Raw genomic sequence first — 15,008 nt, forward strand, 5'->3', positions numbered from 1 at the left:
TCCGGAGTGGACGTCGACGATGTTTCGGAGCGAGCGCGGTGAATGCCGACACCTGCGCGAACACAGTTAATTACGGTCGGCTCAGAAGGAAAGTGAACGCCCTGTCCGAGCGAAGCACCCGATTGCTATGTCTATTGTGGACTCAGCGAGCAGGCGTTTCCCGGTTTCGGACAAGCCGAAACCACCCTGCCCGGTGGACAGGGTGGCCCCGGTCGCGGATCGAGTGATCCGCCTCGATTGGTCAGCGCGCGGAGTCGCTCCGCGATTCCGAAGTCCCCAACAGGGCTCCGAGAGCGATCATGCCGATCCCCAAGCCGAGATGGAGCCAGTCGTCCGCCCGGTTGAGGGGGACGAAGTTGGCAGCGGAGTCGCTGCCGACCACCAGCCCGTAGATCCACAGAGCCAGGTAGATCACCCCGCCGCCGATGAGGAACGCGCGGGCGGCACCGGCCGTGCGCATGGCCGCGAGGCCGACGATCCCGAACAGCAGGTGCACGATGTTGTGCAGGATGGACACCTGGAACACGCCGAACAACATCGCCTGCGATTCGTGACCGGCGAACTGCATGGTGCTGTAGTCGGTCGTCACCCCCGGAATGAAACCCAGGATGCCGACCAGCAGGAACACCGCACCGACCACACCAGCAGCCGTCTGCAGCGCCGGACGAGGCCGCGCGCCTGCCGCGGCGCGCCACGGGTGTGCGGACGAGTAACTCATCGTTCCTCCCTCCTCGGGTACTGGTGAATTCCCCCTTACGTGGGTTTCACACCTGATTGGCCGCACCATTCAGAGCACGGAACACGATCGGAGTCACCCATCCGGGTCCGCACACCCGTCCAGGCATCACCCACACGGGCCATCTCACGGCTTGAGCAGCACCTTCGTGTAGCCCTCCTCGCGCCGGTCGAAGCGCGCGTAGGCGTCGGCGGCCTCGGACAGCGGCCGGCGCTGCGACACGACGAAACTCGGCTCCGCGCGGCCCTCGATGATGAGATCCCGTAGCTGCCGGTTGTAGGCCTTGACGTTCGCCTGGCCGGACCCCATCCGTAGGCCCTTCTCGAAGAACCGGCCGATGTTGATGAGCAACCTCCCGTTGCGTGCGTCGTCGGTCGGCCCTCCCGGGTCCTTCGGAAGGTAGAGCCCCACGACTCCCAGCGACCCCGTCGGCCGCACGGTGTCGATCAGGTCGTTGAGCACGACCGCGGGCTGTTCCTCTCCCTCGGGCACCGTGGCCTGGTAGCCGACCGCGTCGATCCCGCGGTCCACGCCGCCGTCGGTCTGGTCGACGATCTGTTCCGGAGCGCTGCCCTTGGTGAAGTCGATCGGGATGGCGCCGATCTCCTCGGCCACGCGCAGCCGGTTGGCGACCCGGTCGACGACGAACACCTTCGCCGCACCTCGCAGGATCGCGGAGTACGCCGCCATGAGCCCGACCGGCCCGGCACCGTACACGGCGACGGTGTCACCAGGCGACACCCCGGCGAGCTGGGTCGCGTGGTAGCCGGTGGGGAAGATGTCGGCCAACAGGGCGAAGTCGTCCTCGTGCTCCTCGCCGCGGGGAAGCTGCAGACAGTTGAAGTCGGCGAAGGGAACCCGCAGGTACTCGGCCTGACCTCCCAGGTACGGGCCCATGCCCACGTAGCCGTACGCGCCTCCGGCGAACCCCGGGTTCACGGTGAGGCAGAAGCCGGTCTTGCCGTCGAGGCAGTTCCGGCAGAACCCGCACGCGATGTTGAACGGCAGGACCACGCGGTCGCCCTTCTTGACGGACGCGACGCCCGAGCCGACCTCCTCGACCACACCCATGTTCTCGTGTCCGAACACGATGCCCGGCTCGGCCATGGTGCGCCCCTCGTACATGTGCAGGTCGGAGCCGCAGATCGCCGTCGAGGTGACCCGAATCACGACGTCGGTCGGCTGCTCGATCCTGGGGTCCTCCACCTCTTCGACCTGGACTTCGTTCGGTCCCCGGTACACCACAGCCTTCATGTCGTCCCTCCCTTGTCGAAAGCCGTCGATGTTCGGCTACCCCCGTGACAAGCACCCATTCAGGCGACGCGCGGGGAATGCGATGAGCCGCTCGCCCACGTCAGGGCGACCCGACGACTTGATCGCTTTCTTTTCCGAAGCGATCACTTGTTGTTCGAAAGTGACGCCGGTTACAGTGGCACTCGCCAGCTCGACGAGGAGGGGCGACATGAGCCGGGTCCGGGTTCTCGTGGGCACACGCAAGGGTGCATTCGTCCTGACCGCCGACGGACGCCGCGATCAATGGCAGGTAGACGGCCCGTACTTCGCGGGTTGGGAGACGTACCACGTCACCGGGTCACCCGCAGCTCCCGACCGGATCTACGCCTCGGCCTCGCTCGGCTGGTTCGGCCAGCAGGTGCACCGGTCCGACGACGGTGGACGGACCTGGGAACCGGTGGGCAACGAGTTCTCCTACGTCGGCGAACCGGGCACCCACCAGTGGTACGACGGCAGTCAACGACCGTGGGAGTTCACGCGCGTGTGGCACGTCGAGCCGTCCGCCACGGACCCCGACCGCGTCTACGCGGGAGTCGAGGACGCCGCCCTGTTCCGCAGCGACGACGGCGGACGCACTTGGCAGGAGCTGCCCGGCCTGCGCACCCACGAGTCGGGGCCGTCCTGGCAACCCGGCGCGGGCGGCATGTGCCTGCACACGATCCTGCTCGACCCCCGCGACGAACAGCGGATGCGGGTGGCCATCTCGGCGGCGGGCGTGTTCGCCAGCGACGACGGCGGCACCACCTGGACCCCCGCCAACAAGGGACTCGTCAGCGACGGCATCCCGGACCCCGACGCCGACGTGGGCCACTGCGTGCACAACCTGGCTCGCCACCCCGACCGCCCCGACACGCTGTTCATGCAGAAGCACTGGCACGTGATGCGCTCGGACGACGACGGCGCCAGTTGGTACAAGATCTCCGGCGACCTGCCCACCGACTTCGGTTTCCCCATCGACGTGCACGCCCACGAGCCGGACACCGTGTACGTCGTGCCCATCACGAGCGACTCCCTGCACGTCCCGCCCGACGGCCGACTCCGCGTCTATCGCAGCCGCAGCGGCGGACACGAGTGGGAGCCGCTGACCGACGGCCTGCCGCAGGAACACTGCTACGTCGACGTGCTTCGCGACGCCATGGCCGTCGACTCCCTCGACGAGTGCGGCGTCTACGTCGGTACCACCGGAGGTCAGGTGTACGTCTCCCCCGACGCCGGCGACCACTGGAGCCCGATCGTGCGCGACCTGCCGCCGGTGCTGTCCGTGGAGGTGCAGACGCTGCCATGATCCGCGTGACGCTCCCGCCGCACCTGCGCACCCTCGCCCAGGTCCAGGGCGAGGTGCGACTCGACGTGCCCGGTCCGGTCACGCTGGGAGCCGTCCTCGACTGCTTGGAGCAGACCTACCCGGTGCTGCGCGGCACCATCCGTGAGCACGGCACCCGGAAGCGGCGCGCGTTCGTGCGGTTCTTCGCCTGCGAGGAGGACCTGTCACACGCCGCGCCCGAGACCCCGCTGCCCGAGGCCGTCGTCGGCGGGGTCGAACCGCTGCTCGTCGTCGGTGCGATGGCAGGCGGCTGAGGTCACCCCTCAGTCGACGAAGACGGGCAGCTTCTCCACGCCGTAGACGATCGAGGTCTTGCGGAACTCCAGCTCCTCGACGGGCACCGCCAGCCGCAGCGACGGGAATCGCCGCACCAGCGCGGGGTAGGCGGCCCGCAGCTCCATCCGGGCCAGCTCCGCTCCGACACACCGGTGCACGCCGTAGCCGAAGGCCAGGTGCGACGTCGGGGACCGGGTCCCGTCGAAGATCTCCAGGCTCGTGCCCAACGCCTCGTCACGGTTGGCGCCGCTCAGCGACACCACGACCATGTCTCCCTGGCCGATGGTCTTGCCGCCGATCTCGATCTCCTCGCGCGCGAAGCGCGGGAAGGCCACCTGCACGACCGTGAGGTACCGCAGCAGCTCCTCGACGAAGCCGTGCACGACCTCGTCGTCGTCGTGAACGCGCTTGAACGTGTCCTTGTCCTGCAGCAACACCAACGCGCCCAGCGACAGCATGCTCGCGGTGGTCTCGAAGCCACCCGTCAGCACACCGTCGGCCAGCCCGGCGAGTTCCCGGTCCTCGACCTCGTCGCCGTGCTCCCTGATGATCATGCCCAGCAGCCCGTCGCCGGGGTTCTCCCGCTCCTTGCGGACGACCCCCAACAGGTACTCCAACGACTCGGAGATCGCGCCGAGCGACGCCCCCGCCCCACCGAAGAGGTCGAACCGCTGCACGGCGAGGTGCTGGAACTCCTCCCGGTCCTCGTACGGCACGCCCAGGAGTTCACAGATCACCAGCGACGGGATCGGGAGTGCGAACTCCTCGACCAGGTCGACCGGTCCCTCGGCCGCCGCCATGGCGTCGAGCCGCTCGTTCACGATCCGCTCGATGCCGGGCTTGAGCCGCGCCAACCGACGCATGGTGAACTCGGGCGTCAGCAACCGACGCAGCCGGGTGTGCACGGGCGGGTCCGCGAACCCGAGACCGCCCGGGTTGTCGTCCTCCGCCGCGCTCGTCTTCCCGACGAGGTTGGTGAAGTCGTTGCTAAAGGTCTTGGCGTCGCCGAGCACGGCCTTCGCCTCGTCGTGCCCGGTCACCAACCACAGGTTGAGACCGAACGGAACGGGCAGCTTGCTGACCGGCTCCTCGGCACGCTTCTGCGCCAGCTCGGGCACAGGGTCCAGACCGTTACGCCGCAACGGCATCAGCACGCCGTCCGGCAACAAGCTGATCTTCGAGAGATCAAGCCCCTTCTTCTGCACACGCGCGAAATAACGACGCGTGAACCACGACACGACTCGCGACCGGAGATTCCCCACGGAGCGACACATTATCAACCGACCGGCGGTTGACGGCGCCATACAGGCGAAAAGTCTTCGCCTCCGCAGGCGCCGTCACCGCTGGTCGTCCGCACCACCGCACGGAACCGGCGGGTGTCAGGCCGCGCCGGGCACGTGCACCTGGATGTCGGCCAGCAACTTCGGCACGAGCTCGTCCAGCTCCATCCGGCGCTCGACGTTCACGAACTGCGCCGGTGTGGTCTTCGTCGCCACCCGCGGCGGCGCCAGCAGGCTGCAACAGTCCTCGTCCGGCAGCTTGGAGATCTCGGCCGTGCCGATCCGCCTGGCCTCGGCGATGATCTCCTCCTTGTCGAACGCCACGAGCGGACGCAGCAACGGCAGCTCCGCCGCCTGCTCCACCGTCGCCATGTTCGCCAACGTCTGGCTCGCAACCTGTCCCAGGCTGTCGCCTGTCACCAGGGCCTGCGCCCCGAGGTCCCGCGCGAGCGCCGCCGCCGTCCGCACCATCAGCCTGCGCTGTGCGACGATCTGCAGGTTGCCCGCCCCGGCCGTGGCCAGCGCACGTTGCGCGTTGCCGATCGGGATCACGTACAGCCGGGAGTCACCCTGGAACCGGTCGAGCTGCCGCACGAGCGCGTACGCCTTGTAGGTCGACGACGGACCCGTGAGCGGAGCGCCCGTGAAGTGCACGAAGTCGCACCGCAAGCCGCGCCGCATCGCGCGGTATGCCGCCACCGGCGAGTCGAACCCACCCGAGAGCATCACGAGCGCCCGACCACTCGCCCCGACCGGCAGACCGCCCTGCCCTCGCAGCTTGTCGAGGGCGACGAACACCTCACGCTGGTCGACCTCGACGGTGATCTCCACCTCGGGATTGCTGAGGTCGACGGGCCAGCCCCGCGCCTCGACGACCTTGCTGCCCAGATGGGCGGCGAGCTGCTCCGACTTCATCGGGAACGTCTTGTCCCGACGGTGGGCACGCACCGCGAACCGACGCTTGGCCGTCTCCTCCTCAGGGCTGCCGAAGCGTTCGGTGAGCGCCTGCAACACCGTCTCGACGGTGTCGTCGACGGTGCGAGCCGTGCGCAGCGCGGGCCGCACGACGCTCACACCGATGACCTTCTGCGCACACTCGACCAGCTCTTCCACCGGTGCCCCGGACAGCACGACCACGCCCGGTCGCTGAGAGATCCGGACCGGAGCCGACGCGCCCGCCACCGCGTGCCGAAGGGACTCGCGGAGGTACTCCTCGAACTTGCCCCGGTTCCGCCCCTTGAGCATGAGTTCGCCGTACTTCAACAGCACGCACGGCCGAGCCATCCGCACACCTCCTCGTCCCCGCTCGAAAAATCACCGTGACGATACCGGCCGCTACCTCGCCGGTGTCGTCACGGTCGGTCCCACGACCCGCCGGACGGGCAGCTCCGCCCGCGCAGCCCGGGAGTGCGGGGCCGCCGCGTGCGCCCCGGCGCGCAGCACCGCCGCGGGACCGTGCTCCGCCGCCACGGACCGCGGCACCTCCGACACGGTTTCCGCCGACGGCGACTCGCCGGGAACACGGCTCGTCGGCAGGAGCGCGACCCGCGGAGCCGTGCGATCGGCAGCGACCTCGTCGGGCAGCGGCTCGACGAGCGGCAGCGCGCCCGCCAGCGCCTCCCGGGCCGTCCGCAACTCCGCCGCGGCCTTGCGCCGCGCCTGCTCCAACGCCTCGGCCCGCGCGGTCGCCTCCGCGACGATGCGCTCCGCCCGCGCGGTGGCCTCGCTCACCACCCGCTCGGCCTCGGCCTTCGCCCGTGCCTCGCGTTGCGCGAGCGCCCGGTTCATCTCCTCGCGACGCGCGGCCAGGTTCTTCGCGAAGTCCTGTTCGAGTTCCTGCCTGCGCCGCAGGGCACGCTCGTCGGCCTCCCGACGCTCGCGGTCGGCCTTCTCCGCCTCCGCCGCCGCGTCGGCCTTGAGCTGCCGGACCAGTTCGCGGTGCTGCGCCTCCAGCTCGACCCGACGTGCCTGGAGTTCCTCTTCCCGCTTGTCGAGCTCCGCCCTTCGGCGTTCCGCCTCGGCGTTGGCGTCGTTCAGGATGTCGCTCGCCTCGCGCTGGGCGAGATCGACCATGTGCCACAACCGCTCGGAAAGCCCGTCGGTCTCCACGGGTGTACGACACACGCGGTCCAGCCGCTGTCGCAGTTTCTCGTTCTCGGCACGCAACGCTGCGAGTTCTCTCGACTGTGAGCGAACGTAATCCGCCGCGGCTTCCCGGTCCGCATCGGCCGCGCGAAGAGCCTCCAGCAGACCGCGCACATAATTTCTGACTTCGTCCCGGTCATATCCGCGCCACGTCACACGGAATTCACCTGGCTGTTGCGACCGACCGCCAAGGTCTCGTCCACTCGTCATACCCACCTCGCCCAGCATCAGTGCGAATGGCCCAACCCTAGACGCGTTGCTCCTTCAAGAGTAGTAAGGGTTTCGAGCGAGGTGCCCGCGGGCTCAACCGCCGACGAGAATTACAGTGAACACAATGGACGCTGCCGCCGAGGCCGCCGTCCGGACGTGGTTCCAGCGCGTCCACTCCCCCACGTAACGCGCCCATACCTGCGCCGCTTCCGAGCCATCCGAAGCATTGTCGAGTGCCCAATTTCTGGGAAGGTGGGCGATTCTGGTGATTCCCACCGTCCCGACATGGAGAGCCGCCCCGGCGATGGACAGCGCCAGGATTCTTTGTTTCCGAGCAACGAGAGCATCGCGGGTACCGGCGCGAGCAACGCCGTGCCGACCAACAACGACAGGAAGGGCGGACACACCCCGCCCGCCAACGTCTCACCGACCGCCCGAATCCCTCAGACGCCCGTGACGGCGGCGTGGGTCCGCGGCGCCCGCAGGCCCAGTCGATCCACCAGCTCCCGGGTCGCCTTCGACCGGTTGAACGTGTAGAAGTGCAGCTCGGGCACGCCCTCGGCGAGCAACTGCTCGCAGAGTTCCGTGATGACGTCCAGCCCTTCGGCTCGGAACGCCTTCGGATCGTCGCTGAGCGGTTCGAGCCGATCGACCAACCACCTCGGCGGCGTCGCCCCCGACAGCTCGATGGTCTTGCGCCAGGTCCGAGGGGTCGTCAACGGCATGATGCCGGGCAGCATGAGCGCGTCGCTCCCGGCGGCGGCGACCCGGTCGCGCAACCGGAGGAAGTCGTCGGCCTCGAAGAACAACTGCGCGATGGCGAAGTCCGCTCCCGCGTCGAGCTTGCGCACCAGGTAGTGGGTGTCGGTCTCCAGATCCGTCGAACGCGGATGCCCGTAGGGGAACGCCGACACCCCGACGCAGAAGTCACCGAGCTCGCGCACCAGCCGCACGAGCTCCTCCGCGTAGGTCAACCCCTGGGGATGCGGCACCCACTCTCCCATCGGGTCGCCCGGGGGATCGCCACGCAGGGCGAGGACGTTGCGCACGCCCACTGCGGCGAAGTGGCCGATCACGTGACGCAACTCGGCCACGGAGTGATCGACGGCCGTGAGGTGCGCCATCGGCACGAGAGTGGTGTCGGTGGCGACCCTGGCGATGTTGCGGATGGTGCCCTCGCGGCTGGTTCCCCCCGCGCCGTACGTGATCGACACGTAGGCGGGGTCGAGTGGCTCCAGCTCGCGGATCGACCGCCACAGAACCGCTTCGTCCGCCTCGTCGCGGGGTGGGAAGAACTCCACCGAGAACGTCGGGCGCCGTCCGGTCGTCAGTCGGTCGACTACCGTCCGCACGATCATCTCCCTTCGGGGCGCCGGGACCACCGGCGGTGCGAGTGCGCCGGTGGTCCCGGGTACAGCACCGTCAGTAGCGGTAGTGGTCGGGCTTGTACGGCCCGTCCACGTCGACACCGATGTAGTCGGCCTGCTCCTTGGTCAGCTTGGTGAGCTTGACGCCCAGAGCGTCCAGGTGCAGGCGGGCGACCTTCTCGTCGAGCTTCTTCGGCAGGACGTAGACCTGCTTGTCGTACTCGCCGGGCTTCGTGAACAGCTCGATCTGCGCCATCACCTGGTTGGTGAAGCTGTTCGACATGACGAAGCTCGGGTGTCCGGTCGCGTTGCCGAGGTTCAGCAGCCTGCCCTTGCTGAGCAGGATGATCGAGTGTCCGTCCGGGAAGACGTACTCGTCGACCTGCGGCTTGATCTCGACGCTCTTGATGCCGGGGATCTTCTCCAGGCCCGCGACGTCGATCTCGTTGTCGAAGTGACCGATGTTGCCGACGATCGCCTGGTGCTTCATCCGCGACATGTGCTCGGCCGTGATGATGTTGAAGTTGCCGGTGGTGGTCACGAAGATGTCGGCGGTCTCGACGACGTCCTCCAGCAGCGACACCTGGTAGCCGTCCATCGCGGCCTGCAACGCGCAGATCGGGTCGATCTCGGTGACGATCACGCGCGCGCCCTGGCCGCGCAGCGACTCGGCGCAGCCCTTGCCCACGTCGCCGTACCCGCACACCACGGCGACCTTGCCGCCGATGAGCGTGTCGGTGGCGCGGTTGATGCCGTCGATCAGCGAGTGCCGGCAGCCGTACTTGTTGTCGAACTTCGACTTGGTCACCGAGTCGTTGACGTTGATCGCGGGGAACAGCAGGTCACCGCCCCGCGCGAACTCGTACAGGCGGTGCACGCCGGTGGTGGTCTCCTCGGTGACACCCCGGATGTTCTTCGCGATCCGGGTGAACCGGCCGGAGTCCTCGGCGAGGCTGCGACGCAGGGTCTCCAGCACGACGCGGTACTCGTGGCTGTCGTCCTCCGAGGGCTCGGGCACCGCACCGGCCGCCTCGAACTCGACCCCCTTGTGGACGAGCAGGGTGGCGTCCCCACCGTCGTCGAGGATCATGTTGGGGCCGTCCTCACCGAAGCGGAACAACTGGTCGGTGCACCACCAGTAGTCCTCCAGCGTCTCGCCCTTCCAGGCGAACACCGGCACGCCCTGCGGAGCGTCCGGCGTGCCGTTCTTGCCCACCACCACGGCGGCCGCGGCCTCGTCCTGCGTGGAGAAGATGTTGCACGACACCCAGCGCACCTCGGCGCCCAGCTCCACGAGCGTCTCGATGAGAACCGCCGTCTGCACGGTCATGTGCAGCGAACCGGCGATCTTCGCGCCCTTCAGCGGCTTCTGGTCCGCGTACTCCTTGCGAGTCGCCATCAGGCCGGGCATCTCGTGCTCCGCCAACCGGATCTGGTGCCTGCCCGCCTCGGCCAACGACAGATCGGCGACGGCGAACTCGAGGCCGTTCACCTTCTGCAACTTCGCGCTCATGTTGTCCTTTCTTCGTGTGGGAGTGAGCCCACGTGTCAGGTGTTGAAGTACTTGGCCTCGGGGTGGTGGGCCACGATCGCGTCCGTCGACTGCTCCGGGTGGAGCTGGAACTCCTCGGACAGGGTGACGCCGATGCGCTCGGCGTCCAACAACTCCACGATCTTCGCGCGGTCCTCGAGGTCGGGACAAGCACCGTAGCCGAACGAGAACCGCGCCCCTCGGTAGCCGAGCTTGAAGAACTGCTCGACGTCCTCGGGGTCCTCGGCGGCCACCGGGGTTCCCGACGCGAAGCGCAGTTCCTGCCGGATCCGGCGGTGCCAGTACTCGGCCAACGCCTCGGTGAGCTGCACGCCCAGACCGTGGATCTCCAGGTAGTCCCGGTAGGCGTTGCGGGCGAACAGCTCGTTCGCGTAGTCCGCGATCGGCTGTCCCATGGTGACGAGCTGCACGGGCAGCACGTCCACCTGACCGGTCTGGTCGACCTTCCGCCGCGAACGGAAGAAGTCGGCGAGACACAGCCTGCGGTCCCGACGCTGGCGCGGGAAGGTGAACCGCAGCCGTTCGAGCGCGTCGGGTTCGTCCTTCTCCAGCACCACGAGGTCGTTGCCGTCGGAGTAGCAGGGGAAGTAGCCGTACACGAGTGCAGCGTGCGCGAGGATGCCGCGCGTGGAGAGTTCGTCGATCCAGGCGCGCAGCCGGGGTCGTCCCTCGGACTCCACGAGTTCCTCGTACGACGGGCCCTCGCCCTTGCGGGCGCCCCGCAGCCCCCACTGTCCGAAGAACGTCGCGCGTTCGTCCAACAGCGCCAGGTAGTCGGCCACGGCGACGCCCTTGACGACCTTCGAACCCCAGAACGGCGGCGTCGGCACGGGCACGTCGGGGTCGACGTCGGAGCGCGTGGTGTCGGTGAGGCTGGGTTCCGGTCCCTGCTCGGCCCGCCGCCTCTCGGCGATACGCAAGGAGCGCTCGCGCCGGGCCTTGCGCTCGGCCCGCTTCGCCCGCTCCGCCTCGTCCTCCTCGGTGACCTCGCCGCGCTTGGCCGCCATCACGTGGTCCATGAGCTTCAGGCCCTCGAACGCGTCCTTGGCGTAGTGGACCTCGCCCTCGTAGACCTCGTCGAGATCGTTCTCGACGTACGTGCGGGTCAACGCCGCCCCACCGAGGAGAACCGGGTACCTGGCGGCGACCCCGCGGGCGTTCATCTCCTGCAGGTTGTCCTTCATGATCACCGTGGACTTCACCAGCAGGCCCGACATGCCGATGGCGTCGACGCGGTGCTCCTCCGCCGCTTCCAGGATCGCGTTGATCGGCTGCTTGATGCCGAGGTTCACGACGTCGTAGCCGTTGTTCGACACGATGATGTCGACCAGGTTCTTGCCGATGTCGTGGACGTCGCCCTTGACGGTGGCCAGCAGCAACTTGCCCTTGCCGTCGCTGTCGGTCTTCTCCATGTGCGGTTCGAGGTACGCGACCGCGGTCTTCATGACCTCGGCCGACTGCAGCACGAACGGCAGTTGCATCTGCCCCGAGCCGAACAGGTCGCCGACGACCTTCATCCCGGCGAGCAGATTCTCGTTGATGATGTCGATCGGCTTCTTCTGCTGCATCGCCGCGTCGAGGTCGGCCTCCAGGCCGGTCGACTCGCCCTCGACGATGCGCTTCTCCAGCCGCTCGAACAACGGCAGCTTCGCCAGTTCCTCGGCACGGGACTCGCGAGTCGAGGACGCGGTCTTGCCCTCGAACAACGCCATGAGGCGCTGCAGTGGGTCGTAGTCCTCACGCCGCCGGTCGTAGACGAGGTCGAGCGCCACCTGCCGTGCCTCGTCGTCGATCTTGTTCATCGGAACGATCTTCGACGAGTTGAGGATCGCCGAGTCCAGTCCCGCCTGCCGGCACTCGTGCAGGAACACCGAGTTCAGCACCTGCCGCGCGGCCGGGTTGAGACCGAACGACACGTTGGACAGCCCCAACGTCGTGAGGACGTCCGGGTGCCGCTCCTTGAGCCGACGGATCGCCTCGATCGTCTCCAGTGCGTCCCTGCGGACCTCCTCCTGACCGGTCGTGATCGGGAAGACCAGGCAGTCGACGATGATCGACGACAGCGGCAGTCCCCAGTTGGTGGTGAGGTCCTCGATGGCGCGTTCGGCGACCCGCAGCTTCCAGTCCGCAGTCCTCGCCTGTCCGTCCTCGTCGATGCACGTGACGACCACGGCCGCGCCGTGCTCGACAGCGAGCTCCAGAACCCGCCGGTACCGGCTGTCCGGTCCGGTGCCGTCCTCGTAGTTGACCGAGTTGATCGCGCACCGCCCACCGAGGTGTTCGAGTCCGGTGCGCACGACGTCGGGTTCGGTCGAGTCGACCATGATCGGCAGGGTGGAGGCCGTCGCCAGCCGGGACGCCAGCTCCGCCATGTCGCGGGTTCCGTCCCGCCCCACGTAGTCGACGCACAGGTCGAGCACGTGCGCGCCCTCGCGCGTCTGGGCCTTGGCGATCTCCACGCAGTCGTCGTAGCGCTCGTCGAGCATCGCCTCGCGGAACTTCTTCGACCCGTTGGCGTTGGTGCGCTCGCCGATGTTGAGGATCGAGGCGTCCTGCTCGAAGGGCACCGCCTGGTACACCGACGACAACGACGGCTGGTGACGCGGCGTCCGTGGCCTCGGCGACAGATTCGACACGGCCTCGACGACCGCCCGCACGTGCTCGGCCGTCGTGCCGCAGCACCCACCCACCAGGCGAGCTCCGAAGTCCGTGACGAACGTGGCCAGCGCCTCCGCCAGTTCGTCGGGGCGCAGCGGGTAGACCGCCCCGTCGGGCCCCAGTTCCGGGAGCCCCGCGTTGGGCATCACCGAGATCGGCACGCTCGCGTGGTCGGCCAGCACCCGCAGGTGCTCGCTCATCTCGGCCGGCCCGGTGGCGCAGTTCATGCCGATCAGGTCGATGCCGAGCGGTTCCAGCGCCGTCAACGCCGCACCGATCTCGGACCCGACGAGCATCGTGCCCGTCTGCTCCACCGTCACCTGCGCGATGAGCGGTACCCGACGTCCCGCCGCCTCCATCGCGCGCTTCGCACCGACGACCGCGGCCTTGGTCTGCAGCAGGTCCTGCGAGGTCTCGACGAGCACGGCGTCCACGCCGCCGTCGAGCATCCCCAGTGCGTTCTCGACGTAGGCGTCGCGGAGGACGGCGTACGGGGCGTGGCCGAGCGTGGGCAACTTCGTGCCCGGCCCCATGGAGCCCAGGACGAAACGCGGCTTCTCCGGCGTCGCGAACTCGTCGGCACACCGTCGAGCCAGCACCGTCCCCTTCTCGGCCAACTCCCGGATCCGGTCGAGGATGCCGTACTCACCGAAGTTGCCGTAGTTGGTGCCGAACGTGTTGGTCTCGATCGCGTCGCAGCCGGCTTCGAGGAACCGCCGATGCACGGTCGACACGACGTCGGGACGAGTGTCGTTCAGGACCTCGTTGCAGCCCTCCAGGTTGTCGAAGTCGTCGAGCGACAGGTCGAACTCCTGGAGCGCGGTACCCATACCGCCGTCCGCGACGAGGATCCGCCGGTTCAGTTCGGTGAGAAACCGACTGTCCATGTTCACACCCGCAGCTTGGATTCGATCTCGGCCGCGGCGTCGTTGCCGTAGGTCGTGGCCACCCGCTTGGAGAAGTCGGCCCGGTCCAGCGTGTATTCCTGCGTCCCGACCGACTCCAGCACGATGGCCGCCAGGGTACACCCGACCTGCGCGGATCGCTCCAAACCGAGCTGGGCGTGCAGGCCCCACAGGAACCCGGCGCGGAAGGCGTCACCGACGCCCGTCGGGTCGACCTCGTCGGCGACCTGGACCGCCGGCACCGCCAGCGGCTCGGCGTCCTCCGACTCGATCCGCACGCCGTCGGGGCCGAAGGTCTTCACCCAGTGACCGACCCGGTCCAGGACGTCGGCCTCCGACCAGCCCGTCTCCTTGAGCAACAACGAGGTCTCGTACTCGTTCGTGAACAGGTAGGTGGCGCCCTCCACCAGGATGCGGATCTCCGGTCCCTCCATCCGCGCCAACTGCTGCGACGGGTCCGCGGCGAACGGGATGCCCCGCGTGCGGCACTCCTCGGTGTGCCGCACCATCGCGACCGGGTCGTTCGGAGCGACGATCACCAGGTCGAGCGGACCCACCCGGTCGGCGACGGCCTGGATCTCGATCTCGCGCGCCTCCTCCATCGCACCCGCGTAGAACGTCGCGATCTGCGCCTGCGCGCGGTCCGTCGTGCACAGGAATCGCGAGGTGTGCTTGGTCTCCGAGACGTGCACCGATCGGGTGTCGACACCGTGACGTTCGAGCCACGACCGGTAGTCGTCGAAGTCCTTGCCGACCGCTCCCACCAACACGGGCCGCATGCCGAGGCTGCCGAGCCCGAACGAGATGTTGGCGGCCACGCCGCCCCTGCGGATGTCGAGCTGGTCGACGAGGAACGACAGCGACACCTTGTCGAGCTGGTCGGTCACGAACTGATCGGCGAACGTGCCGGGGAAGACCATCAGGTGGTCGGTGGCGATGGAACCGGTCACCGCGATGCGCATGCGAGCACACTCCAGGAAGTCTTGGGTCGACAAATCGATCAGCGAACACACCACCGGGTGGCCGCGACGGTCGCGACCCGGCCACCCGGAGCGGTTCGGAAAGGGGACGTGAGACGTCCTCGTGGGCTCACGCCTTGGCGGCGTCCTTCAGCGCGGGGGCCCGGTCGGTACGTTCCCACGGCAGGTCGATGTCCGTACGGCCGAAGTGCCCGTAGGCGGCCGTGGGCGCGTAGATCGGACGCAGCAGGTCGAGGTCCCGGATGATGGCGGCCGGGCGCAGGTCGAACACCTCGGTGATCG

At 68.3% G+C, this 15,008-nt stretch carries 13 protein-coding genes; 2 read left to right on the forward strand and 11 right to left on the reverse strand.

The features are described 5' to 3' along the window. Nucleotides 1–241: 241 nt before the first annotated feature. Both JAV51_RS16220 and JAV51_RS16225 read right to left on the reverse strand, forming a co-directional pair. Nucleotides 242–718 carry a DUF4383 domain-containing protein gene (locus JAV51_RS16220; RefSeq protein ID WP_197321575.1) on the reverse strand — a complete coding sequence of 159 codons (477 nt, stop codon included), beginning with the start codon at nt 716–718 and terminating at the stop codon, nt 242–244. A 144-nt stretch (nt 719–862) separates the two neighbouring features. Continuing rightward, nucleotides 863–1,990 (reverse strand): glutathione-independent formaldehyde dehydrogenase, encoded by a 1,128-nt coding sequence (locus JAV51_RS16225; protein ID WP_197321576.1) that lies wholly within the window; start codon nt 1,988–1,990, stop codon nt 863–865. Between the two features lie 208 nt (nt 1,991–2,198). On the opposite strand from JAV51_RS16225, the gene JAV51_RS16230 reads away from it, so the two are divergent. Together JAV51_RS16230 and JAV51_RS16235 are read left to right on the forward strand one after the other, a co-directional pair. After that, a complete protein-coding gene (locus JAV51_RS16230) occupies nt 2,199–3,314 on the forward strand; it encodes a sialidase family protein (protein ID WP_197321577.1) in 1,116 nt (371 codons plus the stop codon). Continuing rightward, complete coding sequence (locus JAV51_RS16235) at nt 3,311–3,607, forward strand: MoaD/ThiS family protein (protein WP_197321578.1); 297 nt, start codon at nt 3,311–3,313, stop codon at nt 3,605–3,607. The genes JAV51_RS16230 and JAV51_RS16235 overlap by 4 nt, the downstream gene beginning before the upstream one ends. 9 nt (nt 3,608–3,616) lie before the next feature. Here JAV51_RS16235 and JAV51_RS16240 read toward each other — a convergent pair whose 3' ends face one another. From JAV51_RS16240 to JAV51_RS16280, 9 genes are all read right to left on the reverse strand, one after another. Beyond that, nucleotides 3,617–4,903: a cytochrome P450 gene (locus tag JAV51_RS16240; protein WP_197321579.1), complete on the reverse strand. Its 1,287-nt coding sequence runs from the start codon at nt 4,901–4,903 to the stop codon at nt 3,617–3,619. A 105-nt stretch (nt 4,904–5,008) separates the two neighbouring features. Then, nucleotides 5,009–6,193: a tRNA uracil 4-sulfurtransferase ThiI gene (gene thiI / locus JAV51_RS16245; RefSeq protein ID WP_197321580.1), complete on the reverse strand. Its 1,185-nt coding sequence runs from the start codon at nt 6,191–6,193 to the stop codon at nt 5,009–5,011. Between the two features lie 51 nt (nt 6,194–6,244). Continuing rightward, the gene (locus tag JAV51_RS16250; protein WP_231642409.1) at nt 6,245–7,018 is read right to left on the reverse strand and encodes a metallopeptidase; all 774 of its coding nucleotides are present in this window, start codon (nt 7,016–7,018) and stop codon (nt 6,245–6,247) included. Nucleotides 7,019–7,357: 339 nt separating this feature from the next. Next, nucleotides 7,358–7,669, reverse strand: a complete 312-nt coding sequence (locus tag JAV51_RS16255; protein ID WP_307845906.1) for an anthrone oxygenase family protein — start codon at nt 7,667–7,669, stop codon at nt 7,358–7,360. Between the two features lie 38 nt (nt 7,670–7,707). Next, the gene (locus tag JAV51_RS16260; protein WP_197321582.1) at nt 7,708–8,616 is read right to left on the reverse strand and encodes a methylenetetrahydrofolate reductase; all 909 of its coding nucleotides are present in this window, start codon (nt 8,614–8,616) and stop codon (nt 7,708–7,710) included. Between the two features lie 70 nt (nt 8,617–8,686). Next, nucleotides 8,687–10,144, reverse strand: coding sequence for an adenosylhomocysteinase (ahcY, locus tag JAV51_RS16265; RefSeq protein ID WP_197321583.1), 1,458 nt, complete (start codon nt 10,142–10,144; stop codon nt 8,687–8,689). A gap of 35 nt (nt 10,145–10,179) precedes the next feature. Continuing rightward, complete coding sequence (gene metH, locus JAV51_RS16270; protein ID WP_197321584.1) at nt 10,180–13,728, reverse strand: methionine synthase; 3,549 nt, start codon at nt 13,726–13,728, stop codon at nt 10,180–10,182. 2 nt (nt 13,729–13,730) lie between these two features. Continuing rightward, nucleotides 13,731–14,708, reverse strand: a complete 978-nt coding sequence (locus JAV51_RS16275) for a carbohydrate kinase family protein (protein ID WP_197321585.1) — start codon at nt 14,706–14,708, stop codon at nt 13,731–13,733. Nucleotides 14,709–14,835: 127 nt separating this feature from the next. Next, nucleotides 14,836–15,008, reverse strand: a 173-nt coding sequence (locus JAV51_RS16280; RefSeq protein WP_197321586.1) for a methionine adenosyltransferase domain-containing protein, incomplete at its 5' end; no start/stop codon positions are given.

The organism is Saccharomonospora sp. NB11 (assembly GCF_015910535.1).
Taxonomy (GTDB): domain Bacteria; phylum Actinomycetota; class Actinomycetes; order Mycobacteriales; family Pseudonocardiaceae; genus Saccharomonospora.